Origin of the sequence: Acinetobacter sp. WU_MDCI_Abxd143 (genome assembly GCF_025514195.1) — a bacterium.
Classification (GTDB): domain Bacteria; phylum Pseudomonadota; class Gammaproteobacteria; order Pseudomonadales; family Moraxellaceae; genus Acinetobacter; species Acinetobacter pittii_H.
In genome coordinates, this window is sequence record NZ_JAHPTH010000008.1 from 61,343 (window position 1) to 87,462 (window position 26,120).

Here is a 26,120-nt window from a genome sequence, read left to right on the forward strand (position 1 = left end):
GAAATCTTTTGATTATGGTCTCTTTAAAAAGAGCAGAGACCATGTTTAATCTAATCTATTTTTAAATAATCTCATTAATATTTTTTTGCCAAAGTACTTCTTGTCCGCCTTCGGCACGCTGTAAAGCACGCGATGCGACAAATAGCCAATCAGATAGACGGTTTAAAAGTTGAAGTGCTGTAGCTTGAATATTTTGATCACGAGTTTGCACCGACATGAGTGATCGCTCTGCACGACGACAAACGGCACGAGCTTGATGAGCATAGCTACAAGATAAAGAACCAGATGGTAGAATAAACTCCTTAAGCATCGGTAAGTCTTCATTCATACGGTCAATTTCTTTTTCAAGAAATTCAATACAAACGGGCTGGAGTAGATTGTAATTTGGAATACAAACCTCTCCACCTAAATCAAAAAGCCAATGTTGAATCAGACTTAAGCTTTTATCCCAATCAGCCTTATTAGTTACTTGACTAGCTGTGATTTGAGCACGAAGTACCCCAATAATGGCGTTGAGTTCATCAACATCACCAAGTGCCGTAATTCGTAAATCATCCTTGGCAACACGAGAACCATCGCCTAAACCTGTGGTACCTGAATCGCCTGTGCGTGTATAGATTTTGCTTAAACGGTGTCCCATGATGGATATCCTGAACATAAAAAAGGGATAATGTCGGTCAGAACATTACCCCGAAACTGGAGTTAAGAAAATATTTTTATAATGAGGGTGAAAAATTAATAACGGAAAGTTACGCCAACAGAAGCTTGGCGACCACCGTTGATATACCAGTATTCCGGAGAGAATGACGATTGAGCATTATATGCAGTGTTATAACGTACATCACCAATATTCTGGATGTTTGTAAATAACTTGATATTTGGATTCATATTCCAAAAAGCATTTAAATCAATAGTTGCATAACCTGGAACTTTAACTGAGTTTTCAATATTTTGTGCGTTTGCTTTAGAACGTGAGACTAGAGAAGCATTCACCCCATAAATACCATCATCATAGCCTGCAGTTAAAGTATATGTTTGACGGGGACGATAAGGGGCATCTATGTCTTTATCTTTATCTCTAGCTTCTACATAAGCGTATTCAGCATTAACAAAGATATTCTCCTTAGACCACTTGAAACCGATTTCACCACCTTTCATATCAGCTTTATTTGAGTTGATATATGTTGTTTTACCATTTATAGCACCATAACTAATTAAATTTTTAACATCTGTATAGTAGCCAGAAAGATAGGCAGAAATGCCATAATTAAATTTCTGATCTATACCAATTTCATATGACTTGCTTTCTTCAGGTTTTAGATCAGGATTACTATAAAAATCATAGCCGTAAGAGCCATATAGATGTTCAAGAGTTGGTGCTTTGAATGCAGTACCAATGTTAGTGTAGATACTTGTTAGAGGCGAGATTTGATAACGAATAGCAGCTTGTCCAACAGTATGGGTACCAAACCAATCATTATCTTCAACTCGAACACCAACCTGAGTGTGAATACCATTATTGTTATATTGATGTTGTAAATAATAGCCTGTAGAACTGATATCTCTTACCGCTTCAGGAGATGAGCTAGCATCATATTTTGATCTATTGTATGTAACACCCCCTAAAATATTCTGATTTGGTACAAAATTCCATTTGGCATTTATGTCCCCTTCATCAGAGGTCGTATTAAAGTGGCTTTGATAAACTACTTGTTCGGTTTTATCAAGATAGTGAGAATAACGTGCGTTTAAGACCAAATCAGAAGAAGCCTTATAACTAGCCAACCAATTTACTAGACGATTTTCAAAATTACGTTTTGCATTATTCGTTGAATAGTTCGTAGTATAGTTATTCGTACCTTGATTTTGGTCAATTGCTAAGCTTGTGTTAATTACATCATTACTATAACCAACTTTTGCATTATATCCTTTTTGGTCAAATGCTGCTTTTTCACTTTTATCTTGTATATTGATAATACTAGTACCATCAGTCTCCATCCGTTGACCACCGATACTTGCGTAAAAACCACTGTCATCTACATAATCTGCATTTACAAGTGTCTTATAAGTACGGTTTTCACCATACACACCTGTTAAACTTGCTCCAGATTTTGTTGGATTATTTGAAATTAGTTGTACTACGCCACTAATAGCATCTGAACCATATTGAACAGATGCTGGGCCTTTTAAAATTTCGATTTGGTCTACATCTGATAGGTTAATAAATTCAGGTAAAACAGGACCTAAGCCATTTTGAGTATTTAAGCGAGCGCCATTTTTCAATAATAATGTCGAACCCGTTTGCCCACCGCGTAAAGATAGGTCTGTGAGCTGACCAACGCCACCAGATTGCTTTATATAAATAGATGCATCTTTTTGTAATACATCAGATAAATTTAAAACAGGGTTTTTTTCAATTTCATGTTTAGAGATTACAGAAATACGCGCCGGAACTTCACTTGCTTTTTCAGCACTTTTTGAAGCAGTTACCACAATTGGATCGAGCTGAGTTGCGTTTGTTGTATCTTCAGCAAAAATAACAGATGAAAACCCCATCGCAATAGCGATAGCCCATACTAGACGAGTAGGTTGAAAAGACTTAGACATAACATGCTCCATACATTCACCCCACGTGAATGATCGGGTAGATAGATGAAACAAGTAGGTCTCCGGACTTCAGCGCCATATTTAATTTATGGACATATTCACCTTCCCACATTACTGCAGTGGTGTAAGTCGAGAACGACTTAAAAAATATGCTTTACATTGTTACCGTTGCGGGGGCAGTGCCGGACTTTCACCAGCTTCCCTAAAGCATGAATTGCTTACACTTGCTTCCAATTTTACGCAGTATAAAGTGGCGATTTACTTCATACAATGTCATTTGGAGCAATTCCCAGAGAACTTTTACGCAAGGGACAAAAATTGCATTACAATGGCGCTTATTTTAAGAAATGGTTGTAGTTTAGGCAGATCATGAGCCAATCAAACCAAAAACGTACACGAGCAAAAATCTGTGGAATTACTCGTACTCAAGATGTTCAGGCAGTTGTTGCTGCTGGAGCAGATGCGATTGGTTTTGTTTTTTTTCCGCCAAGCCCAAGACATGTAACAGTTGAACAGGCAGAAGAGTTAGCAAAACTCGTTCCGCCTTATGTACAAATGGTGGGTTTGTTTGTAAACGCGAGTGTTACTGAAATTCAGGATGTACTTGATTGTGTTCCCCTAGATGTATTACAACTACATGGCGATGAAACTCCAGAACAATGTCAGGAAATTGCTCGCCATTGTAAACGTCGCTGGTATAAAGCGATTCAGGTTAAACCTGATTTGGATGTAGTTGCTGAAATTCAAAAATATCAGGCAGCTGGTGCCAGTGCTGTATTGCTCGATGCGTGGCATCCTGAGCTCAAAGGGGGCACAGGACATCAGTTTGACTGGTCTAAATTCCCAAAACTTGATATTCCATTAATCTTGGCAGGTGGTTTAACCCCTGACAATGTCATTGACGCTATTCATACTACCGGTGCTTTTGCAGTAGATGTGAGCGGAGGCGTAGAGTCCGCAAAAGGTATAAAAGACCAACAACTCATTGAACGATTTATGCAAGGAGTCCAACGTGGATCAGCAAAATAATGTGATTGACTATACCCAATTCCCAGATGCAAATGGGCATTTCGGTATCCATGGCGGACGTTTTGTGTCAGAAACTTTAATGGCGGCATTAGAAGATTTGGAAAATCTCTATTCCCGCATGAAAAATGATGAACAGTTTTTGGCAGAATTCGACCGTGACCTCGCCTACTATGTAGGTCGTCCTAGTCCACTTTATTATGCTGAGCGATGGTCAAAAGAGTTAGGTGGTGCGCAAATTTACCTTAAACGTGAAGACTTAAACCATACAGGTTCACACAAGGTAAATAACACGATTGGTCAGGCGTTATTGGCAAAGCTTTCTGGTAAAAAACGTATTATTGCCGAAACTGGTGCAGGCCAGCATGGTGTAGCAACAGCAACAATTGCAGCACGTTTAGGTCTCGAATGTGTTGTTTATATGGGCGCTGAAGACGTTAAGCGTCAAGCGATGAACGTTTATCGTATGCGTTTGTTGGGTGCTACAGTTGTTCCTGTACAAAGCGGTTCTAAAACGCTGAAAGATGCCATGAATGAAGCAATGCGTGACTGGGTAACCAACGTTGATACGACGTATTATGTGATTGGTACAGTTGCAGGTCCGCATCCTTACCCTCAACTTGTTCGTGACTTCCAGTCAATTATTGGCCGTGAAGCTCGTAAACAGATTTTGGAGCAAGCAGGTCGCTTACCAGATGCATTAGTTGCTTGTGTAGGTGGTGGTTCAAATGCAATGGGCTTGTTCTATCCGTTCTTAAACGATGCCAGTGTAAAAATGTATGGTGTTGAAGCCGCTGGTTTTGGTATTGAGACTGGTAAACACTCTGCGCCTTTAAATGCGGGTCATGTGGGTGTATTACATGGTAACCGTACTTATTTAATGAGTGATGAACAGGGCCAGATTATTGAGACACACAGTATCTCGGCGGGCCTTGATTATCCGGGTGTTGGTCCTGAACATAGCTTCTTGAAAGATATGAAGCGTGTAGAGTACGTGCCGATTAATGATACAGAGGCTCTTCAAGGTTTTCGTGACTTAACCAAAATCGAAGGGATTATTCCTGCGCTTGAAAGCTCGCACGCGATGGCCTATGTGTCTAAGCTTGCACCGACGATGTCTAAAGATCAGATTATTATTGCGACTGTTTCAGGCCGTGGCGATAAAGACTTAATGACAGTTGCACGCATTGATGGCGTAGAAATGGTCGAGATGTAAGAGGATACAATGCCAAGCTTGTTTATGGTGATGTTGGGCGGGCGTCATGCACGTGCTAATACAGAAGTTCATGATGTGGTCATGGCTGTAGGAGATACTTTGGAAGAAGTTTATCCTCAACTTAAACAAGCTTGGTTTGGTGAGGCTCAAGGATTACATATTGATGCTTGGGCTAAGCTCTCAGGAGTTAGTTCTCAAGGACAGAACTATCAAATTCATTTTACAGATGCTGCTCCACAACCAGATGATTTAAAGTTATATTTAATTAATCTAGGTGGATATAATGCAAGTGAATTCGGTGAACTTCATCGTTATGAGTTTGTGGTGGCACCCAACACGGTAGTTGCCAAACAATTAGGTAAACAATTTATAGATCGGCAGTGGCAAAAAGCACATACAGACCGGGTCATTGATATTGATGACTGTTTAGCGATAGATTGCGTGGCAGGCCGTTATATTCATTTAATAAAAGGCGATTTTGCTGCAACAATTTGGGAAAATACATATTTGACTGTGGGATAGGTCATTTGAAATCTAATATTCATATGGAAGTGGGTAAATGGATTTAATTCAAGAAAATGGACAGCCTCGTTATGGGCGTTTTGAATCTGTACCGTCTACCATTCATGTCCAACGTTATATTTATAAAACTCCTTATGGTAAAGTCCTAAAAGGCTGGCGCAAACAATTAAAATATAAGAAGTTTAAATTCTGTGGCATTCAACATAAACATTATAGTATTGGTCTGGCCATCGCAGATATTGGTTGGGTTGGACACGGGTTTTTCTATATCTATGATCATGAAACAGGGCAAGTCATTGAGTGGAATGCTATTCAGCCGTTAGGTCATAAGACTTATCTTGATGAACAGCCTTTGTTTAATCAAAGTTATTTTTCTAAATCGCCTTATCAGTTCGATATTCAGCATGCCAATGGTGTGCGATACATTCGGGTGACTAAATATGGGGAAATTTGTCTGAGCGCTCGTATTTTCTGCGCCGGAACAGATATTTTAAGCTTGTGTACACCAACAGGCATCAATGGTTGGACCTATACCCAAAAGCAGACCACTTTGGCTGTAGAGGGAATGTTCATTAATAAGCAAAATCAAGTTGTACAATTTGATGAAAAGACATTTGCATCGCTAGATGATACTTGCGGATTTTTACGTCCTGAAACAGCTTGGTTCTGGCTCTCATGTAACTTCTGGGATGAACAGGGGCGTCGTATTGGGTTAAATCTGGCCTCTGGTGTTAATGAAAGCTTTGGTAATGAAAACTGCCTATGGATTAACGGAGTTTTATTTCCGCTCACAGACGTTTTATTTGAAAAAGTAAATGATGAACTTTGGCAAATTAGTTCTCTAGATCAAAAACTTAATCTACAAGTGCATATTGGGTGGTGCCGATATGAAAATATAAACTTAAGAATGATTGGCAGTCAGTTCAATCAATGGCAAGCTAAAATTAGCGGCACGATTGAGCATGAGACAACCGATATAATCAATTGCAAAGAACAATACGGTTTACTAGAACAACATTATGCAAAATGGTAACAAGCAGGTTATAAACCTGCTTGCCAAAATGCTTCACCCGCTGCAATAGGGTCATTTGTCTTTTCGAGTGTTTCAATCCAAACAGGATACTGACGAATAACAGGATGCTGGCTTGGATGAAAATCTTTTTTAAACCAATCCATATATTGTTTTTTCATAGCTGTTAATGTGCCATTTTTGCCAAAGAACCAAGGTAAACCTTTAAGGTTCATCAAAAGTCTTTCTCTTGGACTAAAGCCATCACATTTCAACATGATATTGGTACGGTAAAGCGTAAAACCGAACATGAGTACGGTTGTTAAAACAAGCACAAAGCGACGTGTTGACTCTGGAACTTCTCCCACCTGTCTCATGACATCAAAGGCAACATCGCGGTGCTCCATTTCTTCAATGGCATGCCAAGCAAACAGTGCTCGAACATAAGGATGAGCGTTTTCTAAAGTTTTTTTATGGCTATAAAAGGTTTCTGCCATTAACGCTGTTAAATGTTCAGCGGCAGCGGTCATGGCAATATTATATTGTGGTGAACGTTTTGTTAGTTCAAAGCGGAAAATCTTTTTAAGGGTGGTTGTGAACTGGTCAACAGGCATGCCTTGCTCTTTCATGAGCTGATTCATTTTGTCATGTGCAATACCGTGTTGAGCTTCTTGTTTAATAAAATCCGCAACTCGTTTTTGTAGTTCAGGGTCATCAATTTTATCGCGGAACATACGCACACATTCAATGAAGTAACGCTCTCCATCTGGAAAGGTTAAGCTGAGTGCATCAAACATACGAGTTAAAAAAGGGTCATTGTTAAACCAAAAGCGAGGTGCTTCGTTTAAATGAAAATCGAGATCTTTACGAACTACTGGTTCGACCTGATAAGAAACATGTGCGTTCATCTTTTATTTCTCGCAACTATAATCTTTTCATTAGTATGTCGCGAGTGGTCGGCTTTGTTTTGACAGTTATCGCCAATTTTTATACAGTTTGCGACAAAATGGCAGTAAAAAGGACGCGCCATGCAAGAATTTACTATCTCAAATGGTTACTTCTACCTTTGGAATACGTATTTAAAAGAAAAGGGAATAGATTGGCAGACACTTAATTTAAGTGAAATTCAAACACGTCAAGTCCAAAATATTTTATCTGCTTCTATAGATGCTCAATCTTCTTTAGACCTTTTTATTGAACTTTTAGAGATAACTGAAACGCGATTAAATGTGACTAATTTGGCTTTAGAGATGGCAGCCTGTATTACCCCTGCCAACTTTGGGGTCTTGGGTTATATGGCGTCCAGAAGTGATACCTTAGGTCAAGTGGTGGAGTATATTGCAAAGTTTCATCGTTTGGTCATTGATGGTGCACAGGTTGTCCCTATACAAATTGAACAGGATGCCTCCAAAATTCGCCTATATTGGCCTTTGGTCGATGACAGTAATATTCTACTAAGTGAGCTGACCTTGGCCGCAATGGTACAGCTTGCTAAACAGATCGCCCCTTTACATGAGTTTCTTTTACAGCATGTAGAGTTCGTACACCGAGCGCGTGGAGCAGTGGTTCACTATCAACGTTTCTTTCAGTGCAAATTGTCATTTGAGCGGCCTTACTATGCATTAACTTTTGCAAGTGAAAGTTTAAATGTTCGCCCTCAACATGCAGACCCAACTTTGGTGCAACTTTTGGTGAAACAAGCTGAAGAAGCTTTAGTTCAGCGGAAAATACATGCCGATTTAGTTCAGCAAATACATTGGATCGTACAGGAATACTTTAAGCATAAGCAGCAAGCGCCCAAAATAGAAGATATTGCCATCGAGCTGAATGTTTCTGTTAGAAGCTTGCAGCGCCAATTACAGGCATTAAATACTTCATTTAAATTAATTTTAGATACTGAACGCATGAAACGCTGTGAAATATTACTTCACCAAAATGAAAGCCTCACCACAATTGCTGAACAGTTGGGATATTCGGATCAGTCGGCACTTGCACGGGCTCATAAAAATTTGACAGGACAAACTTTACTTACGCGCAAAAGGGAATTACAACTCGCCAATAAAAATATTGAGAAATAAGCTTTATGCGGTTAATTTTTGGTCAGTTGACGATCTAATAATGGCTCGAAAATAGGAAGCTTTGATCATTGAGAAAAGTTTCAAAATATTGATAAATGTACACCATGGGTTGTATGAATCATACAATCGAATATCGCCATAACGTTAGACCTGTTCAATGGACAAAAAATAGCGTTAAAATGCGATGTTCTTGTATTTCTACAAACAACTCCTCAATTTTAAATAATTCAAGGAAAGCACAACCCTATGTCACGTCTTGCCACCCGTTTTGAAAAGCTTAAGTCCCAACAACGTAAAGCGCTTGTATCTTATGTTATGGCGGGTGATCCACAGCCACAAGTAACGGTTCCGTTACTGCATAAAATGGTTGCGGCAGGAGTAGATGTCATTGAGCTTGGTTTACCATTTTCAGATCCAATGGCTGATGGTCCAGTAATTGCGCTTGCAGCTGAACGTGCGCTTGCAGCAGGGACTAACACGTTGGATGCACTCAACATGGTAAAAGAGTTCCGTGAGAAGGATCAGGAAACACCTGTTGTTTTAATGGGTTATCTGAATCCGGTTGAAGTGATTGGTTACGAGAAGTTTGTTTCTCATGCGAAACAATGTGGTGTAGATGGCTTATTACTTGTGGATTTACCACCAGAAGAGTCAAAAGAGTTTGGTGCTGTGTTGAAACAACATGATATGGACCAAATTTTCTTACTTGCGCCAACCTCTACAGATCAACGCATTCAACATGTGACAAATCAGGCAAGTGGTTTTATTTACTACGTTTCACTTAAGGGTGTAACTGGAGCAGCAACACTTGATACGGCAGAAGCTGCTGCGCGTATTCAAAAAATCAAAAATGCCACTAATATTCCAGTGGGTGTTGGTTTTGGTATTAGTGATGCCGACTCAGCAAAAGCAATGGGTAATGTTGCTGACGCCGTGATTGTAGGTAGTGCTTTCGTTAAAAATTTTGCAACGTTGGCAGCGGATGACGCTGTTGAACAGACGGTGAGTAAAGTCAAGGAGCTTCGAGCAGCGCTCGATGAGTTAGTATGAATCAAGAAGTGAAACCAGGGAAAGTTCTTAGCCCTTCGACACCATGGACAAAACGTCCGGTTCCAGGTATTGAAGTCGCAGATGAGCAACAAATTCTCAAAGCAACATTTACTGAGCCAACGATTGAATGTCCTGAATGTCATGCACTAGTGACACGTACAGCAATTTCTTTCAATGCATATGTTTGTCCACAATGTGACGAACACTTACGAATGAAAGCTCGTGACCGCTTGAACTGGTTCTTCGATAATGTTGTAACTGAATTGGGTCAAGAATTTACTGCTAAAGATCCATTAAAGTTTGTTGACTCTAAACCGTATCCAGATCGTATGCGTGAAGCGCAAAGCAAAACTGGTGAAACGGAAGCATTAATTGCGATGCAAGGTAACTTAAATGGCGTAGATATGATTGCATGTGCTTTTGAGTTCGACTTTATGGGCGGCTCAATGGGTACAGTTGTAGGTGATCGTTTTGTACAGGCTGCTGAGCTTGCAATTGAAAAACGTCAGCCATTAATCTGTTTCGCAGCTTCTGGCGGCGCACGTATGCAAGAAGGTATGTTATCGCTTATGCAAATGGCGCGTACTTCTGCTGCGATTCAAAAATTAAAAGATGCTGGCTTACCATATATCGTTGTATTAACACATCCTGTGTATGGCGGTGTAACAGCTTCTTTAGCAATGTTGGGTGATATCCATATTGCTGAACCTAAAGCGATGATTGGTTTTGCTGGTAAGCGTGTAATTGAGCAGACTGTACGTGAAACTCTTGAAGAGCCGTTCCAACGTGCTGAATATTTGCTTGATCATGGTGTAATCGATCAGATTGTTCATCGTCACGCTTTACGTGATACTGTATCTCGACTTGTATCGAAATTGATGAACTTACCTTGAACCAACAAGCTCCACTTTCAATAGACTCTTTAGATACATGGCTCAATTATTGGAGCCATGTTCACGTTACAGGGATAGATCTTGGTCTGGAACGTGTAATTCCTGTTGCAGAAAAGCTGGGTGTAACTCAGCCTAATGCTAAAGTTTTTACAGTAGCCGGAACGAATGGTAAAGGCTCAACCACAACCACACTGGCTGCGATATTAAACGCACAGGGTTATAAAGTTGGGTTGTATCAGTCACCACATATCTATCGCTTTAATGAGCGAGTCAAATTAGGTGGAGTCGAAGTCGATGATCAAAGTCTGATTGATGCTTTTGTTCAAGTCGATCAGGCTCGTCGCGATTGTGATTTAAGCTTATCTTTTTTTGAAGCAACCACTTTGGCTGCTTTTGTTATTTTTAAACAACAACAATGTGATGTATGGGTGCTCGAAGTCGGTTTGGGCGGGCGTTTAGATGTCGTCAATGTGATTGATCCCAACGTTGCAGTGATTACTAATATCGGCCTAGATCACACAGATTGGCTAGGCGATACCATCGAAAAAATTGCTTTTGAAAAAGCAGGCATTATTCGTCCACATATTCCGGTTATCTTTGCGGGTGAGCAACAATTACCGCAAGCAATTCAAGATAAAGCACAAAGTTCACAAGCAGAGTTATATACCGTTAATCGTGATTATTTCTATAAGCTCGCAGAAGATGGACAAAACTGGTACTTTGCTTCGGAAGGAACCACTTTAAAACTTCCTTTAGGTACATTAGCAATTGAAAATATTGCAGGAGCAGTTGCGGCCATTTTAAATAGCGGACTTGAGATTTCTCAGTCAGCATTAGAAAAAGGTATTCAATCTGCTCGCTTAGCAGGGCGTTTTGAACAGCGTCAAGTGGATGGGAAGACGGTCATTTTTGATGCTGGGCACAATCCACATGGTGTTGAATTTTTGTTAAAGCAATTGCGAAATTTCTTAGAATACAATAAACAGTACACAGAAGTTGTCGCAGTATTTTCAATGCTGGCAGATAAAGATATAAAATCAGTAGTCGATTTATTGAAACCTACTGTTTTACATTGGAAAATTGCTGAATTGAATGTGCCGCGTGCTGCACCGATTCAGCAACTCAATGATGCCTTACAAGGCCAGACAGTACAACAATATGGCAATATCAAAGAGGCTTTTAAATCAGCGCTTGAGCAAACAAATAACAATCAGCTGATTTTGGCCTGTGGTTCGTTTCATACTTTAGAAGCGATTTGGGAGTATTTGGAAGAATGTCAATGAATAACAAACAACGCTGGATGGGTGGCGTTGTTTTACTAGGAGGTGGTGTTTTATTGGCAGCATTACTCCTAAAAGGAAATGAGGAAATAAAACAGGTTGAAGTTCAACCTTCCGCATCCACATCGCCAAAAACTCAAACTAAACCAAAACAGACAACTGAAGGGCAAATGGTACAACTACAACCTCTTGCGGTTGATGTTGAAACTGAAAAACGGTTGCTAGAAGAACAGCGTCGTGCGCGTGAAAAAGCCGTTGCTGAACAAGAAGCACGTGCAGCTGAGTTCTTAGCAATGCAGCAGCAAGCTGAAGCTGACGCTGCTCGTAAAGCTGCAGCAGAGTACGCTGCGATTAATGCGCGCCGTACAGCGGCTCAAGAAAGTTCAGATAATATTCCACCGGAGTTAGTGGGTGAGGCGAAAGCTAAAAGCCAGCAAACCAATACGGTGAATAAAACAACTGATACTTCAAAAATAGATGCAGACAAGAAAGCTGCTGAAGCAAAACGCCAAGCAGAAGCAGACAAGAAAGCGGCTGATGCTAAGCGTCAAGCTGAAGCAGACAAAAAAGCAACTGAAGCAAAACGTCAGGCGGAAGCAGACAAGAAAGTAGCTGAAGCTAAACGACAAGCAGAAGCAGATAAAAAGGCTGCAGAAGCGAAACGACAAGCAGAAGCAGACAAGAAAGCTGCTGAAGCCAAACGACAAGCAGAAGCTGATAAAAAAGCCTCTGATGCTAAACGAAAAGCAGAAGCTGAGAAAAAAGCAGAGGCTGAAAAAGCGCGTGAACTGCTTGAAAATGGCGATAAAAAGTGGATGGTTCAAGTCGCTTTGGCTGCTAACCAAGCCAATGCAGATGCAGTTGTTTCTAAATTACGAGCTAAAGGCTATAAGGTCACTACAAGCCCAACCAGTAAGGGTATTCGTATTATGGTTGGACCTGCGAAAGACCGTGATACAGCAGATGCTGCTCGTAAAAAAATCACTTCTGATTCAAGTCTAAATATGAAATCAGCGTGGGTAATTGACTGGGTGCCGTTAGATCAACGTAAGTCAGATTAAAACTCCACTTTAGATGTCATTAAGATGGATTCGACAGTTGTTGTTGAATCCATTCTACATTTTCAGGTGTGAATAAACGGTCAATATTCTTCCAAATAATATGATAACCATAACCACCTTGTTTCATTTCCTTAACCGCATCATCAATTGCCCAATTTTCAAAAATAATGCGATACATGGCAACGCTAGCACCTGTACGGTCTGAACCATGGTAACAGTGCAATAAAACGCGTTGATCATTCTGCTTGGCAATTTTGATTTGTTGCATGACTTCTAAGAGATCTTGTCGGTCAATTGCCCAAGTGTTGATAGGAATATGCACAAGATTAAAATTTTCATTTTTAAAAACTAAAGTATCTGCGTCTTTGGCTCTTAAATTAATGATCGTTCTAATTTGATGATTCTTTAATTCAGAAATCATTGCAGCATCAGGCTGTTCACTGCGATAAACATCATTACTAATTTGATAAAAGTTATGAGTCTGAGAAACTAAGCTTCCCCAATCTTGTGGTCGATGCTCATGGGCGATACTTTCGTGCTGCATACACCCTTGTAAACTTATACAGATGACAAGTGTAAGGAGCGATAATTTTTTCATGTTTGATACCGTTTCAGCTCATGAGGGTCGTGAGCACAAATTATTTCAATCGTTGGTTCATGTTGAGCTAAATGCTGTAAACGCTTGAGATTAAAAAGACGCTTTTCATTATCTTCTGCAAATGTTTTTTCCAACAGACCGAGTGATCTTAATTTATTTTTAGGGTTTAACTCTAGGTGTGAGTAGTAGGCATCTCCACAAAATAATAACCATTGATTTTGTTGCTTTATTGCAATACCGCAATGTCCAGCTGAATGCCCCAACAGTGGTACCATTAAAATTTCATCTTGAAACAGTGGAAATCCTTTTACTTTTTCGAGGTTAAACCATGCTTCACCTTTTTGATATTCAACAAAGTTCCAGTAGCGATGATCTTTATATTGATTGGTTCTATAACGAAGTTTGCCCTTAAAATTTGGAAGTTGGGCTGCGTTATATTCTGCAGCTAAAACATGCACAGTGGCATGTGGAAAATCTGAAATTCCACCAGCATGATCATAATCAAGATGAGTGATAAAGATGTGCTGTACATCCTTCAGATTAAATCCTAGCTTTTGAATTTGTTGGATCGCACTAAACTCAAGGTTAGGCTCAATTTTGCCTAAACGTTTAACTAATGAGCCTAGGCGTTGCTTCATATGTAAGTAATCTTGCAAGCCAAAGCCTGTATCGATAAGCACTAAGCCTCGATCAGTTTCAACTAAAAGACAATGACAGATGACTTCAGCTCGGAAGCCTTTTTGTCCAAATAATGGGGCGCAAACTGGGCACATGCTGCCACACTTTAAATGATGAATTTTATAGATCATGATTTTTATTTTTTTACCGAATCGTTTCGAGTTATAACTGATCTAAACAATAAAAACCATGAGTATTCAATACATAAATAAAAAAGCCATCACTCTAGATGACTTTCTCGGGTGTGATATTTAATCTAAGTGTGCCTACGCACTTCGCTTGTCTTGTATCTAACTTTTCAAATGTTTGCCTACGCACTGCGTTTGTCTTGCAAGCAATAAAACCTTTAGTCGGTTTTATTGCTTTCAGGCTGTGGTGTGAGGCGTAAATAAGGTTTAACAGCCGTATAACCTTTAGGGAAACGCTGTTTAATTTCTTCTTCATCTTTAAGTGACGGCACAATAACGACATCTTCACCTTGCTGCCAGTTCGCAGGTGTAGCCACTTTATGCTTGTCTGTTAATTGTAATGAATCCACAACACGTAAGACTTCATTAAAATTTCGACCCGTCGAAGCAGGATAGGTAATGATTAAGCGAACTTTTTTGTTAGGATCAATAATCACTAATGAGCGCACTGTTAGAGTTTCACTGGCATTAGGGTGAATGAAGCCATAGAGCTCAGATACTTTACGATCTTTATCTGCAATGATTGGAAAATTTACCGTTGTATTTTGTGTTTCATTAATGTCATTAATCCAGCCTTTATGAGACTCTACATCGTCTACTGACAAAGCAATCGCTTTAACATTACGCTTCGTAAATTCATCTTTTAATTTTGCTGTATAACCTAACTCAGTTGTACATACGGGAGTATAGTCGGCTGGATGTGAAAATAAGATTCCCCAACTATCCCCTAAAAAATCATAAAAATTAATCGTGCCTTCACTCGATTCTTGTTGAAAATCGGGAGCAGTATCTCCTAATCGTAGTGTCATGATCTTTCCTCAATTGCTCATAATTTGTTATTCGATTGAATGAATATGCAGCATTTACTTTATGATTAAAATTATTGTTTTTGTATTTTATTATGAACTTTTTATATAAGTGTAAATATATATGACTAAAACTCATTATTTTAAGTGCTTAATCAATGTAACTTTAAGGTAAATTTGCTAAATTAGATTTCTCGGAAGTTATGCTTAATCGATGAGCGTTAATGGTGTGTTTGTGGTGCTCGGCACATTAAGGGGAGATTAGATGAATGAAAAACCATTCGTCTAACTATCAGATTTTTTTTAGGGGTTTTGTGCAAACCCCTTGTACTTCAAATTTCTGGCACCATAATAAACGACTGAGAAAAAGTTTATTCATTTGACCAAGCAAGATTTAGAGAGTTTATCCATGTTGGCAAGTCTGATCGGAGGTATCTTCGGTACAAAAAATGAGCGTGAACTCAAACGCATGCGCAAAATTGTTGAGCAAATCAATGCGCTCGAGCCGACGATATCAGCTTTAAGCGATGCAGACTTATCTGCAAAAACTCCAGAATTCAAACAACGTTATAATAATGGCGAAAGTTTAGATAAATTACTTCCAGAAGCGTTTGCAGTTTGTCGTGAAGCTGCTAAACGTGTAATGGGTATGCGTCATTATGACGTTCAGTTAATTGGCGGTATTACCTTACATGAAGGTAAGATCGCCGAGATGCGTACTGGTGAAGGTAAAACCCTTATGGGTACTCTGGCGTGTTATTTAAACGCTTTGAGTGGTCAGGGTGTACATGTCATTACTGTGAACGATTATTTGGCACAGCGTGATGCCGAGTTGAATCGCCCATTATTTGAATTTTTGGGCCTATCAATTGGTACGATTTATTCAATGCAAGGTCCATCAGAAAAAGCGGAAGCTTATCTTGCAGATATTACTTACGGTACCAATAACGAATTCGGTTTTGACTACTTACGTGACAACATGGTGTTTTCTTTAGCAGAAAAGAAACAACGTGGTTTGCACTATGCCATTATTGATGAAGTTGACTCCATCTTAATTGATGAGGCACGTACACCATTAATTATTTCTGGTCAAAGTGAAGACTCTTCACACCTCTACAGTGCAATCAATACGATTCCACCTAAATTGCATCCGCAAAAAGAAGAAAAAGTATCAGATGGCGGTCACTTCTGGATTGATGAAAAGCAGCGTTCAGTTGAAATGACCGAAGTTGGTTATGAAACTGTTGAACAAGAACTTATTCAAATGGGCTTGTTGGCCGAAGGCGAAAGCTTATATTCAGCAACAAACCTAAACCTTGTTCACCATGTATCTGCTGCTATTCGTGCGCATTTCCTATTCCAACGTGATGTTCACTATATTATTCATGATGGTGAAGTGGTTATTGTCGATGAACATACGGGTCGTACGATGCCGGGTCGTCGTTGGTCAGAAGGTTTGCATCAAGCTGTTGAAGCAAAAGAAGGCTTAGAAATTCAGCCTGAAAACCAAACTTTAGCGACAACAACATTCCAGAACTATTTCCGTCTCTATAAAAAGCTTTCAGGTATGACAGGTACTGCTGATACCGAAGCTGCGGAAATGAAAGAAATTTACGGTCTTGATGTTGTGATTATTCCAACTCACCGTCCAATGATTCGTAACGACCAAAACGATTTAATTTATTTAAACCGTAACGGCAAATATAACGCGATTATTCAAGAAATTATGAATATTCGTCAGCAGGGTGTTGCTCCTATTCTGATTGGTACAGCAACCATTGAAGCCAGCGAAATTTTATCTTCTAAGTTAATGCAAGCTGGTATTCATCATGAAGTTTTGAACGCAAAACAACATGAGCGTGAAGCTGACATTATTGCTCAAGCGGGTAGCCCGAATGCAGTAACGATTGCAACTAACATGGCTGGTCGTGGTACGGATATTATCTTGGGTGGTAACTGGAAAGCTAAGCTTGCCAAACTTGAAAACCCAACTGCAGAAGATGAAGCACGTCTAAAAGCACAATGGGAACAAGACCACGAAGATGTATTGCAAGCAGGTGGTTTGCATATCATTGGTTCTGAACGCCATGAATCACGTCGTATTGACAACCAGTTACGTGGTCGTGCCGGTCGTCAGGGTGACCCTGGTGTTTCTCGTTTCTATTTATCTCTTGAAGATGATCTGATGCGTATTTTCGCAGGCGACCGTGTCGTTGGTATGATGCGCGCGATGGGTTTAAAAGAAGACGAAGCGATTGAACATAAAATGGTGAGCCGTTCGATTGAGAATGCTCAACGTAAAGTTGAAGCGCGTAACTTCGATATTCGTAAGAACTTATTGAAATACGATGACGTGAATAATGAACAGCGTAAGATCATTTATTCTCAACGTGATGAAGTATTAGCTGAAAACACCTTAAAAGACTACGTTGAAGAAATGCATCGTGAAGTGATGCAAGGCATGATTGCTAACTTTATTCCACCAGAGTCAATTCATGATCAGTGGGATGTGGAAGGTTTAGAAAATGCTTTACGTATTGATTTAGGTATTGAGCTGCCAATTCAAGAATGGTTAGACCAAGATCGTCGTTTAGATGAAGAAGGTTTGGTTGAGCGTATTAGTGATGAAGTAATTGAACGTTATCGTCAGCGCCGCGCTCAAATGGGTGATGAATCAGCAGCAATGCTTGAGCGCCATTTCGTTTTAAACTCTCTTGATCGCCATTGGAAAGATCACTTGGCTGCAATGGATTATTTGCGCCAAGGTATTCACTTACGTGGCTATGCGCAAAAGAACCCTGAACAGGAATATAAGAAAGAAGCTTTCAACCTGTTCGTAAACATGTTGGGTATTATTAAAACTGATGTTGTGACTGATTTGTCTCGTGTACATATCCCAACACCAGAAGAACTTGCAGAAATGGAAGCTCAACAGCAGCAGCAAGCTGAATCAATGAAGCTTTCTTTTGAACATGATGATGTAGATGGTTTAACTGGTGAAGTTACACTTTCTCAAGAAACCATGAACGAGTCTGCTGAACAGCAAGCTTTCCCTGTTCCAGAAAGCCGTAATGCACCATGCCCATGTGGTTCAGGACTAAAATATAAGCAATGTCACGGTAAGATCTAATCTGCCTTCACAAAAAAAGCAGAACAATTGTTCTGCTTTTTTTATGTTTGTAGTAAGCCTGTGAATAATGTTTGCAGTTTTAAGCATTAAATGCTATTTACTTCTCATCCAGAGTGTATGTTGGAAAGACAATGAAAAAAGTATTACAACCTTTATTTTTAACTGTTCTTGCTGTACCAAGTTTTGTTTTTGCAGCAGAAGCAGCTTCAGCCCCTCAAACGACAACGGTTGACAAAGTACTTGCAGCAAAAGGCCCAACTTCGGCTCAAGCTGTAGTGAAGCAAGAAAATACTACAGTGATTAGTCCACGTACAGGTATTCGCTATACGTTGGGTAACACAGGTAATCGCCCAATTATTTTACAAACTACTGCGATTGCTCCCGCAAACTCAGCAAATATTAATCGTATTGTGGCAAGTAACCCAGCTCTCTCTGCAAAAAGTCAAGAAAAAGCAAAAGTTGCTTTAATCGGTGAAGCAGCTGTAGCAGGACCAGCGGCAGTTGCAGCAAGCAATGTGACAACGTCAGCTGCAACAAATAGTGTTGCTCCAGCAAATCCTGCATCAATGAATTAATTCATTTACGTATAAAAAAAGCCAGTTCAAATTGAACTGGCTTTTTTTATAGGGGTGTCTTTAAAACTTTAAATCTGATTATTTACATCATCATTTTTTGTTTCACGAATAAGTAAGAACGCAACTAATGATAAAAGTGATGCAGCAGTAAGATAATAACCAACTGCATATAAACCATATGTTTCAGCAAGTTTAGTCGCAATCAATGGGGCAAAAGATGCACCAAAAATACCAGCCAAGTTAAAAGTTAATGCTGAACCTGTATAACGAACCGAGGTTGGGAAAAGTTCAGAAAGAACTGTACCAATCGGACCATAGGTTAAGCCCATAATTGCCAAGCCAGTACATAAGAAAAGGAATACGATTAAGATATTTCCAGACTCTAACATACTAGAGAAAAACAAGCCGAAAATCGCAGCAGCAATACAAACGCCAATAGAAGTTGTTTTACGACCAAATTTTTCTGCAAAAATAGCCGATAAAGGAATGAATGCGGCGAAGCAAAGTGTCGCAAAGAGTTGAAGTTCTAAGAATTCACCACGCGCATAACCCAGTTTAGTGGTTCCCCAGTTTAAGGCAAATACGGTAGTAAGATAGAACACAACAAAGGTACAGATTGCTGCAACTGTACCAAGAATAAGCTTACCGGTATGTTTGGTTAAAACTTCTTTAAATGGAATATTAACTTCTTTTTGCTTATCTAAGACTTTCTGGAAAGCTGGAGTTTCATGAAGTTTTAAACGGATATATAAACCAACAATAACCAATACAGCACTGGCAATGAATGGAATACGCCAACCCCATTGCATGAATGCTTGCTCAGGAATAACTGCGCTTAATAGTAAGAATGAACCTGTTGCCAAAATAAAGCCAATTGGGGCACCTAGCTGCGGAAACATGCCGTACCATGCTCTTTTTCCTTCAGGGGCATTTTCAGTCGCTAATAATACTGCACCGCTCCATTCACCGCCTAGGCCTAAGCCTTGTCCTAAACGACAAACAGCTAATAGTAATGGTGCGACAATCCCGATTTGGGCATAGGTTGGAAGTAAACCAATACATACGGTTGAAATACCCATGGTCAGTAAAGCCGCAACTAAAGTTGCTTTACGGCCGATACGATCTCCTAGATGGCCAAATAATGCGGCACCGATAGGACGAGCAATAAAGGCAATTGCAAAGGTTGCCAGAGATTGTAAGACTGCGGCACTGCCACTACTAGCAGGGAAAAATAGATGAGGAAAGATAATCACGGCGGCTGTTGCATAGATATAAAAGTCGAAGAACTCAATAGTTGTACCGACTAAGCTTGCAAACAAAACTCGTGTTTTTGAATTAGTGGCTACTACAGGAGCAGCAGTCGCAGAAGTTGACTCCATATAAGTCCTTATATCCGTTAAAATTTATTTTTAATAGCTACTCTCTTTAAAGACGTATTTTTCTCAAAGAATAGCGTGAAAGAACATCATCCATGACTCTTTCAGGATCACTGAATATGAGTGAAAAATGGACTAAACTACGTACCAATAGATTGCAAGAAAATGTGCCCCTGCACCTAAAAGCACAAAAATATGCCAGATCGCATGGGTATATCTTACCTTTTTTAACGCGTAAAACAATGCTCCAACCGTATAAGCTAATCCGCCAATAATTAACAAAATCAACGCGTCTTTACTCAGATAGGTGCGCATATCATCCATAACAAAAACAGCAAGCCAACCCATAAGAACATAAGCAAGTAGCGAAATTTTCTGAAAACGATGAATAAAAACTAACTTGAAAAGTGTACCAATTGCAGCAATGCTCCAGAGAGCAATAAGTAAAATATGAGCTTTTTGTGTAGGTATAGCAATGCTTAAGAATGGGGTATATGTTCCCGCAATTAAATAATAAATGGCAGTGTGATCGAGTTTTTTATACCAGTAGCGTAGGTTTTGTGTTTGAGCAAAATGATAGAGCGTAGAACTGGTAAAAACTAAAATTAGACTAAATGAGTATACCCATAAACCTATCCACTGAGCGGTTGAAAGATAAGATCCCTTTATAATTAAAAAGATAGAAGCTACAACAGCCATAACAACGCCAGCACCATGACTATAGGCATTAAATAGTTCTTCTTTTGGATCGTAAGTTTCCAACACAGATTTACTCATAACTTTAATTTTTTTGATTAAAAATACAAATGTATAGAAATACAAAACAGTCGTAAAGTTATTTTATTTTTAATCCTAGACCCTTTAAACTTCTATTTTATATGAGTCTTCATTTTTCAGGTATATCCGTGTCGGTTTTCTCCTTTGAGCAAGAACAGCAATTCTTTCATGAAATCAAGCAAATGCTTGACCAACAAGCTTTTGAGCGTTTGATCTTGAGCCAATATAAGGGAGAGTTGGCGCAACTGGAAAAAATCACTTTCCGCGTTGTAGAGCTACATGGCCAAAAACAGCTTTCAGCTCTCTACCATCACACTACCCAAGATGTGACTAAAAACTATTCATTTCAAGAAGGTTTGCAACAGATTGAGCAATTAATCACACAGTGTAAGCAAGCAAACTTATTTTCAACTACTCAAGAAATTCAACTTAAAAAAAATAAGAAAAAAGCCATACTAAATATGGGTAAAAAGCAGGCAGTAAATGCGACACAAACGGTTCAGGCGCATGACCGTGAAAAGCAGCGCTATGTACAGCAGGGGAATGCATTTTTAAAAGAGCTGGGTATTACTGATGAAAAAGCTCAGGTCATTCCAAGCATGGCTCGTAAATGGAAACAGATTAATAAATTTATCGAAATTTTTGCGAGTGCCTATGAACAGATTGATGTGTCTCAACAAGAGTTACGCATTGTCGATTTTGGATCAGGTAAAGGTTATTTAACTTTTGCATTGTATGATTATCTGCAACAACAACAGAAAACACCATTAATTACAGGTGTAGAGCTACGCCGTAATTTGGTGGAGTTTTGCCAGAACGTTGCAGACAAAGTTCATTTCAATCATTTAGACTTTTTTGAAGGTGATGTTCGTAGTTATCAACCGGAAAAGCTGGATGTTATGATTGCCTTACACGCATGTGATATTGCGACTGACTTTGCTATTCATACTGGAATTCGTTTAAACGCTTCGATGATTATGTGCGCACCATGTTGCCACAAAGAGTTACGTCCACAATTACATAGTCCGGAAGTTTTACAACCAATGCTACAGTTTGGTATTCATGCTGGACAACAAGCCGAGATGCTGACTGATACTTTACGTGCGTTACTTTTAAAAGCTTATGGTTATGAAACCAAAGTTTTTGAGTTTGTATCGCTTGAACATACCAGCAAAAATAAAATGATTTTGGCGACAAAACGCAAAAATGTTTCACAACCTGACGCCAAGATTATGGCTCAAATCCAAGCATTGAAAGAAATGTACGGAATTAAAAAACAAACGTTGGAATTGTTATTGCAAGATCAGTTGCCGATCGAAAATATCGGCTGTAAGTGCTAGGAAGGTGAATGGATGTATAAAATTGTAGAGGGTGGTTGGGAACAGCTTGAGCAAGATGCCAAATACATCCGTGAACAAGTCTTTATCCAAGAACAGGGAATTGCACCTGAAGATGAATGGGACGACTTGGATGCCACAGTTCTACATTTTATTGTCTATGATAAAGAGCAACCTATCGCTACAGCACGTTTGTTGCCACAGCATAGCGTAGGGCGTGTTGCTGTTTTAATTTCTTATCGAAAGCAAGGTATAGGTAAAATTTTAATGCAGCATATTATTGACTATGCACGTCGTCATAAACTGCCTTACTTAAAGCTTTCAGCACAAACCTATGTGACAGCTTTTTACGAAGCTTTAGGTTTTAAAGTGCAGGGGGAGGTTTACGAAGACTGTGGCATTCCACATATTGATATGGTTTTAGAGTTAAATTGAGACTTCTTTTTAGAAATCTCAATTTAGATTTATTTCATTGCATTCCAGTTTTCGATGGCTTGTAAGCCAGTCTCTAAACCAACTTCATAACTGTAGCGAAGCTTTTTCGGATTGGTAGTTAAACGGCCAGCCATATTTTTAAGAGGCGGTGGACACACTTCTAGAATTTGCCGATCTGGATTTTCTCCACGAACGAAATCGACTGAAGCGTTATAACGAGCACAGCGGCTACGCAAGCTACTAGCGAAACCATAATGATGTTTAAAAGCATATTTCGCGAGGAATTGATCACCTCGACTACTTGCTTTGAAATAGTTTTTCGGACGAGTACGTAAAACTAACAGTTTTTTTACGCCACTTTGCTGAGCCGTCCAGCGAACAGGTAGGGCATCTGCAACGCCACCATCAAAATAAGGTTCACCCATAATATCGACGGGATGACGCGTTAAAACTGGAATTGAGCTAGAAGCACGAAGCGCATTTAGCAAATTATCTTTACCCGCACGAAGATATTCTGCATGGCCAGTTTTAGCATGCGTCAACACCATATAAAAATCAGGATTTTTGGCAAAAAGACTCTGTTGATCAAGTGGATGTTCTTTTTCACCAATTTCCCACATCCATTTTAAATCAAGTAAATCACCGCCTTTAAAAAAGCGTTTGTAATCGATGAATTCAGGACGAAGTGAGTGATCAATATAAAACGTTAGAGTGCGGCCTTGCTGGCCTGCTAAGTAGTTGGCGACATTGGTTGAACCAGACGATACACCAACGTATAAGTCAAAAGGATTAAACTGCTGTTGTAAAAATGAGTCAAGTACACCACTGGTAAAGGCACCACGCATGCCTCCACCTTCTACAACCAGTGCGTTGCGGGAAAAATCTGTCATTTGAAAAATATCTGATTACTGAGTTGATTGCTTATGTTCTTGCATATCCATTTCAGGCATGTTGTCCCTATGTTGAGCATGTTGCTCTGTAGAGTGTTCAGCCTTTTGCTGCATTTGCTCTTGTTGAGCTTTGCGCTGTGCACCTGGCATATAGTCAGGTTCATTACTCATTGCTAAATAGAAAAAGCCAAGGAAAATCGCACTTAAAACACCAACGATCAGAACAAATTTCCAGCCTAAAATTGCTGACTCGGAAGAATTTTTATCGGACATAAGAATTTCTCGAATGTGCTATAGAAGCACAAAAATGAAGTCTATTTATAGCATATTTAGGCAGGGGGCTGAAATCTTAAAGGTCATAAAGAAAAACCCATATAAATAAAATATATTTATATGGGTAAGGTTTATGCAGTTTTTTAAATATCCAATAGGACTAAATTACTGAATATTTTGTTTCTGCTCAGCTTTGGTTCTTAGTAAAGCTGGCGGTGTAAAACGTTCACCATATTTTGCAGCTAATTCTTCAGCTCGTTTTTGTGCTTTATCAGTGCCGTATTGATTTAGGAATTGAATTGCTCCTCCAGTCCAAGGCGCATAACCAATTCCAAAAATAGAACCGACATTGGCATCAATTACAGATTCCAGTACGCCTTCTTCATAACAACGTAAAGTATCTAAGGCCTGTACAAACAGAATGCGATCAATCATATCTTGTTCAGAAATATCATGATCTTTTTTCCAGCGGTTTAAGCCTTCCCATAGATGCTTTTTACCATTTTCAGGATATTCATAAAAACCAGCTCCAGCAGCTTTACCTTTACGGTTTAACTCATGAATCATGGTGTGAACCACTTCATCTACAGAAGTTTTAGATAAATCTTTTCCTTCGGCTTGTAGAGCTTTGCGTGCTTCACTAGCAACATGTTCAGTTAATGTTAAAGATACTTCATCTTGAATAGCGAGGGGGCCAACTGGCATACCAGCTTTCAGTGCTGCCATTTCAATACGCGCTGGGTGAACACCTTCGGCAAGCAAGCGCATACCTTCTTGAATGAAAGTACCAAACACACGACTGGTAAAGAAACCACGGCTATCATTGACAACAATCGGTGTTTTTCCAATTTGTTGTACAAAGTCGTAAGCTTTGGCAAGTGTCTCTGCGGAGGTGTTTTTACCTTTAATAATCTCAACCAACTGCATTTTGTCGACAGGGCTAAAGAAATGCAGACCGATAAAAGCTTTATCATCCTTACTTGCCTGAGCTAAACCTGTAATTGGCAGGGTTGAGGTGTTTGATGCCATCACACCGTTAGGCGCTAGATATTGCTCGGCTTCTTGAGTGACTTTAGCTTTGAGTTCTTGATTTTCAAATACCGCTTCAATAATTAAATCACAACCTTGAAGATCTTGAGCGGAAGCTGTCGCCGTGATGAGAGATAAAATCTGATCACGTTTTTCTGCGGTCATGCGGCCTTGTGAAACACGTTTATCTAAGAGCTTTTGTGCGTAAGCTTTACCTTTCTCAGCATTTTCAACAGATACATCTTTAAGTACAACTGGAATGCCTTTAATGGCTGTTGAATAAGCAATGCCTGCACCCATCATGCCTGCACCCAACACACCAACTTTAGTCGCTTGCCATTTTGGAACGTCGGCAGGACGACTAGCACCAGACTTAATTGCATTTAGACCATGCCAGAAAGTGCCGATCATATTTTTAGAAATTTGACCTGTTGTAAGCTGAGTAAAGTAGCGAGACTCAATACGCAGTGCAGTATCGACATCAACTTGAGCACCTTCAACTGCGGCAGCCATAATTGCTTCAGGGGCAGGGTAACAACCTTTGGTTTTGTCTTTTAACATGGCTGGTGCAATTGCAAGAACTTGTGCAACTGCTGGAGTTTTTGGATCGCCACCCGGAATTTTATAACCCTTCACATCAAAGGGCTGCTGAGATTTTGGATTGGCCTTGATCCAAGCAATTGCTTTATCTAAAAGTTCTTGTTCATTTTCGGCAGTGTCATGAATTAAGCCTAAAGATTTTGCTTTATCGACACCGAACTGTTTGCCTTCCATTAAAAATGGGAACGCATTTTGAAGTCCAAGCAGACGTACCATATGTACAATACCGCCGCCACCTGGTAGTAAACCTAAAGTAACTTCTGGTAGACCAAATTTGCTTTTCGGGTCAATAATTGCAATACGGTGATGGCAACTTAATGCGATTTCCCAACCACCGCCAAGTGCCGTGCCATTTAATGCTGCAACCACTGGAATCCCTAGTGTTTCAATTGTACGTAAATGACCTTTTAGCTTTTCAACCATATTGAAAAAGTCAGTTGCGTGTTCAGGCTGAACTTGAATCAGCTCATCTAAATCACCGCCTGCAAAGAAAGTTTTTTTAGCCGAGCGGAAAATAACCCCTGAAAGTTCTGTTTCTGCTTTAAGTTTCTGAGTCGCTTCATCAAGCGAGTCACGAAACTCAGCATTCATGGTGTTCGCAGATTGACCAGTTGAATCAAGCGTTAAAATGACAATATTGTCGGCATTTTTTTCGTATTGAATTGCACTCATCTTCTATATCCCTA

At 39.6% G+C, this 26,120-nt stretch carries 24 protein-coding genes and 1 riboswitch; of the genes, 13 read left to right on the plus strand and 11 right to left on the minus strand.

The genetic code is table 11. The features are described from left to right. Window positions 1-61: 61 nt before the first annotated feature. Both KTI79_RS14030 and KTI79_RS14035 read right to left on the minus strand, forming a co-directional pair. Entirely contained in the window at window positions 62-640 is a 579-nt protein-coding gene (locus tag KTI79_RS14030) for a cob(I)yrinic acid a,c-diamide adenosyltransferase (RefSeq protein ID WP_002116384.1), read from the minus strand. Between the two features lie 95 nt (window positions 641-735). Next, window positions 736-2,607, minus strand: coding sequence for a TonB-dependent receptor plug domain-containing protein (locus KTI79_RS14035; protein WP_086265248.1), 1,872 nt, complete (start codon window positions 2,605-2,607; stop codon window positions 736-738). A 35-nt stretch (window positions 2,608-2,642) separates the two neighbouring features. After that, window positions 2,643-2,850: riboswitch (cobalamin riboswitch) on the minus strand. A gap of 126 nt (window positions 2,851-2,976) precedes the next feature. Here KTI79_RS14035 and KTI79_RS14040 point away from each other — a divergent pair. The 4 genes from KTI79_RS14040 to KTI79_RS14055 are packed head-to-tail and all read left to right on the plus strand — an operon-like array spanning window position 2,977 to window position 6,404. Then, window positions 2,977-3,636: a phosphoribosylanthranilate isomerase gene (locus tag KTI79_RS14040; protein ID WP_032000966.1), complete on the plus strand. Its 660-nt coding sequence runs from the start codon at window positions 2,977-2,979 to the stop codon at window positions 3,634-3,636. Next, window positions 3,620-4,849 carry a tryptophan synthase subunit beta gene (trpB, locus tag KTI79_RS14045; protein ID WP_000372737.1) on the plus strand — a complete coding sequence of 410 codons (1,230 nt, stop codon included), beginning with the start codon at window positions 3,620-3,622 and terminating at the stop codon, window positions 4,847-4,849. The genes KTI79_RS14040 and trpB overlap by 17 nt, the downstream gene beginning before the upstream one ends. Window positions 4,850-4,858: 9 nt before the next feature. Further along, window positions 4,859-5,371 carry a DUF1543 domain-containing protein gene (locus KTI79_RS14050; protein WP_001139544.1) on the plus strand — a complete coding sequence of 171 codons (513 nt, stop codon included), beginning with the start codon at window positions 4,859-4,861 and terminating at the stop codon, window positions 5,369-5,371. A 37-nt stretch (window positions 5,372-5,408) separates the two neighbouring features. Further along, window positions 5,409-6,404, plus strand: coding sequence for a DUF2804 domain-containing protein (locus KTI79_RS14055; RefSeq protein WP_000364279.1), 996 nt, complete (start codon window positions 5,409-5,411; stop codon window positions 6,402-6,404). 8 nt (window positions 6,405-6,412) lie between these two features. On the opposite strand, the gene KTI79_RS14060 is transcribed toward KTI79_RS14055, so the two are convergent. Next, window positions 6,413-7,288 (minus strand): metal-dependent hydrolase, encoded by an 876-nt coding sequence (locus tag KTI79_RS14060; RefSeq protein WP_000991230.1) that lies wholly within the window; start codon window positions 7,286-7,288, stop codon window positions 6,413-6,415. Between the two features lie 120 nt (window positions 7,289-7,408). Between KTI79_RS14060 and KTI79_RS14065 the strand changes: the two genes are divergently transcribed. The 5 genes from KTI79_RS14065 to KTI79_RS14085 all read left to right on the plus strand — a co-directional run bounded on the left by KTI79_RS14065 (window position 7,409) and on the right by KTI79_RS14085 (window position 12,742). After that, complete coding sequence (locus tag KTI79_RS14065) at window positions 7,409-8,458, plus strand: AraC family transcriptional regulator (protein ID WP_086265217.1); 1,050 nt, start codon at window positions 7,409-7,411, stop codon at window positions 8,456-8,458. A 246-nt stretch (window positions 8,459-8,704) separates the two neighbouring features. After that, window positions 8,705-9,508 carry a tryptophan synthase subunit alpha gene (gene trpA, locus KTI79_RS14070; RefSeq protein ID WP_086265216.1) on the plus strand — a complete coding sequence of 268 codons (804 nt, stop codon included), beginning with the start codon at window positions 8,705-8,707 and terminating at the stop codon, window positions 9,506-9,508. Further along, entirely contained in the window at window positions 9,505-10,401 is an 897-nt protein-coding gene (gene accD, locus KTI79_RS14075; RefSeq protein WP_086265215.1) for an acetyl-CoA carboxylase, carboxyltransferase subunit beta, read from the plus strand. Before trpA ends, accD begins: the two co-directional genes overlap by 4 nt. Beyond that, window positions 10,398-11,684 (plus strand): bifunctional tetrahydrofolate synthase/dihydrofolate synthase, encoded by a 1,287-nt coding sequence (gene folC / locus KTI79_RS14080; protein ID WP_086265214.1) that lies wholly within the window; start codon window positions 10,398-10,400, stop codon window positions 11,682-11,684. Before accD ends, folC begins: the two co-directional genes overlap by 4 nt. Next, a complete protein-coding gene (locus KTI79_RS14085) occupies window positions 11,675-12,742 on the plus strand; it encodes an SPOR domain-containing protein (RefSeq protein ID WP_086265213.1) in 1,068 nt (355 codons plus the stop codon). Before folC ends, KTI79_RS14085 begins: the two co-directional genes overlap by 10 nt. A 19-nt stretch (window positions 12,743-12,761) precedes the next feature. On the opposite strand, the gene KTI79_RS14090 is transcribed toward KTI79_RS14085, so the two are convergent. From KTI79_RS14090 to KTI79_RS14100, 3 genes are all read right to left on the minus strand, one after another. Beyond that, a complete protein-coding gene (locus KTI79_RS14090; RefSeq protein ID WP_199964131.1) occupies window positions 12,762-13,340 on the minus strand; it encodes a dual specificity protein phosphatase family protein in 579 nt (192 codons plus the stop codon). Beyond that, window positions 13,337-14,149: an MBL fold metallo-hydrolase gene (locus KTI79_RS14095; RefSeq protein WP_086265212.1), complete on the minus strand. Its 813-nt coding sequence runs from the start codon at window positions 14,147-14,149 to the stop codon at window positions 13,337-13,339. The genes KTI79_RS14090 and KTI79_RS14095 overlap by 4 nt, the downstream gene beginning before the upstream one ends. 215 nt (window positions 14,150-14,364) lie before the next feature. Then, window positions 14,365-15,015 carry a peroxiredoxin gene (locus tag KTI79_RS14100; RefSeq protein ID WP_005050084.1) on the minus strand — a complete coding sequence of 217 codons (651 nt, stop codon included), beginning with the start codon at window positions 15,013-15,015 and terminating at the stop codon, window positions 14,365-14,367. 406 nt (window positions 15,016-15,421) lie between these two features. Here KTI79_RS14100 and secA point away from each other — a divergent pair, with 406 nt between their 5' ends. Together secA and KTI79_RS14110 are read left to right on the plus strand one after the other, a co-directional pair. Next, entirely contained in the window at window positions 15,422-18,142 is a 2,721-nt protein-coding gene (gene secA, locus KTI79_RS14105) for a preprotein translocase subunit SecA (RefSeq protein WP_068564965.1), read from the plus strand. Between the two features lie 131 nt (window positions 18,143-18,273). Beyond that, a complete protein-coding gene (locus KTI79_RS14110) occupies window positions 18,274-18,717 on the plus strand; it encodes a hypothetical protein (RefSeq protein ID WP_033850706.1) in 444 nt (147 codons plus the stop codon). Window positions 18,718-18,785: 68 nt separating this feature from the next. Here KTI79_RS14110 and KTI79_RS14115 read toward each other — a convergent pair whose 3' ends face one another. Together KTI79_RS14115 and trhA are read right to left on the minus strand one after the other, a co-directional pair. Beyond that, window positions 18,786-20,096: an MFS transporter gene (locus tag KTI79_RS14115; RefSeq protein ID WP_086265211.1), complete on the minus strand. Its 1,311-nt coding sequence runs from the start codon at window positions 20,094-20,096 to the stop codon at window positions 18,786-18,788. A 132-nt stretch (window positions 20,097-20,228) separates the two neighbouring features. Continuing rightward, entirely contained in the window at window positions 20,229-20,870 is a 642-nt protein-coding gene (trhA, locus tag KTI79_RS14120) for a PAQR family membrane homeostasis protein TrhA (protein ID WP_016802594.1), read from the minus strand. A gap of 128 nt (window positions 20,871-20,998) precedes the next feature. On the opposite strand from trhA, the gene KTI79_RS14125 reads away from it, so the two are divergent. Then, window positions 20,999-22,210, plus strand: coding sequence for a class I SAM-dependent methyltransferase (locus KTI79_RS14125; protein ID WP_086265210.1), 1,212 nt, complete (start codon window positions 20,999-21,001; stop codon window positions 22,208-22,210). A 12-nt stretch (window positions 22,211-22,222) separates the two neighbouring features. Then, window positions 22,223-22,642: a GNAT family N-acetyltransferase gene (locus tag KTI79_RS14130; RefSeq protein WP_086265209.1), complete on the plus strand. Its 420-nt coding sequence runs from the start codon at window positions 22,223-22,225 to the stop codon at window positions 22,640-22,642. 29 nt (window positions 22,643-22,671) lie between these two features. Here KTI79_RS14130 and KTI79_RS14135 read toward each other — a convergent pair whose 3' ends face one another. From KTI79_RS14135 to KTI79_RS14145, 3 genes are all read right to left on the minus strand, one after another. Further along, a complete protein-coding gene (locus KTI79_RS14135) occupies window positions 22,672-23,532 on the minus strand; it encodes a patatin family protein (protein ID WP_086265208.1) in 861 nt (286 codons plus the stop codon). 15 nt (window positions 23,533-23,547) lie between these two features. Next, complete coding sequence (locus tag KTI79_RS14140) at window positions 23,548-23,805, minus strand: hypothetical protein (RefSeq protein ID WP_086265207.1); 258 nt, start codon at window positions 23,803-23,805, stop codon at window positions 23,548-23,550. A gap of 165 nt (window positions 23,806-23,970) precedes the next feature. Beyond that, window positions 23,971-26,106, minus strand: a complete 2,136-nt coding sequence (locus tag KTI79_RS14145; protein WP_086265206.1) for a 3-hydroxyacyl-CoA dehydrogenase NAD-binding domain-containing protein — start codon at window positions 26,104-26,106, stop codon at window positions 23,971-23,973. Window positions 26,107-26,120 lie beyond the last annotated feature (14 nt).

Bases quoted from the DNA above. Each gene is read 5' to 3' on its own strand.
- KTI79_RS14085 (WP_086265213.1), top strand. From the start codon at position 11,675: ATGTCAATGAATAACAAACAACGCTGGATGGGTGGCGTTGTTTTACTA.
- trhA (WP_016802594.1), bottom strand. From the start codon at position 20,870: ATGAGTAAATCTGTGTTGGAAACTTACGATCCAAAAGAAGAACTATTT.
- secA (WP_068564965.1), top strand. From the start codon at position 15,422: ATGTTGGCAAGTCTGATCGGAGGTATCTTCGGTACAAAAAATGAGCGT.
- KTI79_RS14140 (WP_086265207.1), bottom strand. From the start codon at position 23,805: ATGTCCGATAAAAATTCTTCCGAGTCAGCAATTTTAGGCTGGAAATTT.
- KTI79_RS14095 (WP_086265212.1), bottom strand. From the start codon at position 14,149: ATGATCTATAAAATTCATCATTTAAAGTGTGGCAGCATGTGCCCAGTT.
- KTI79_RS14030 (WP_002116384.1), bottom strand. From the start codon at position 640: ATGGGACACCGTTTAAGCAAAATCTATACACGCACAGGCGATTCAGGT.
- accD (WP_086265215.1), top strand. From the start codon at position 9,505: ATGAATCAAGAAGTGAAACCAGGGAAAGTTCTTAGCCCTTCGACACCA.
- KTI79_RS14090 (WP_199964131.1), bottom strand. From the start codon at position 13,340: ATGAAAAAATTATCGCTCCTTACACTTGTCATCTGTATAAGTTTACAA.
- KTI79_RS14035 (WP_086265248.1), bottom strand. From the start codon at position 2,607: ATGTCTAAGTCTTTTCAACCTACTCGTCTAGTATGGGCTATCGCTATT.
- KTI79_RS14040 (WP_032000966.1), top strand. From the start codon at position 2,977: ATGAGCCAATCAAACCAAAAACGTACACGAGCAAAAATCTGTGGAATT.
- KTI79_RS14135 (WP_086265208.1), bottom strand. From the start codon at position 23,532: ATGACAGATTTTTCCCGCAACGCACTGGTTGTAGAAGGTGGAGGCATG.
- KTI79_RS14110 (WP_033850706.1), top strand. From the start codon at position 18,274: ATGAAAAAAGTATTACAACCTTTATTTTTAACTGTTCTTGCTGTACCA.
- KTI79_RS14145 (WP_086265206.1), bottom strand. From the start codon at position 26,106: ATGAGTGCAATTCAATACGAAAAAAATGCCGACAATATTGTCATTTTA.
- KTI79_RS14115 (WP_086265211.1), bottom strand. From the start codon at position 20,096: ATGGAGTCAACTTCTGCGACTGCTGCTCCTGTAGTAGCCACTAATTCA.
- KTI79_RS14050 (WP_001139544.1), top strand. From the start codon at position 4,859: ATGCCAAGCTTGTTTATGGTGATGTTGGGCGGGCGTCATGCACGTGCT.
- KTI79_RS14060 (WP_000991230.1), bottom strand. From the start codon at position 7,288: ATGAACGCACATGTTTCTTATCAGGTCGAACCAGTAGTTCGTAAAGAT.
- KTI79_RS14100 (WP_005050084.1), bottom strand. From the start codon at position 15,015: ATGACACTACGATTAGGAGATACTGCTCCCGATTTTCAACAAGAATCG.
- trpA (WP_086265216.1), top strand. From the start codon at position 8,705: ATGTCACGTCTTGCCACCCGTTTTGAAAAGCTTAAGTCCCAACAACGT.
- KTI79_RS14130 (WP_086265209.1), top strand. From the start codon at position 22,223: ATGTATAAAATTGTAGAGGGTGGTTGGGAACAGCTTGAGCAAGATGCC.
- KTI79_RS14065 (WP_086265217.1), top strand. From the start codon at position 7,409: ATGCAAGAATTTACTATCTCAAATGGTTACTTCTACCTTTGGAATACG.
- KTI79_RS14055 (WP_000364279.1), top strand. From the start codon at position 5,409: ATGGATTTAATTCAAGAAAATGGACAGCCTCGTTATGGGCGTTTTGAA.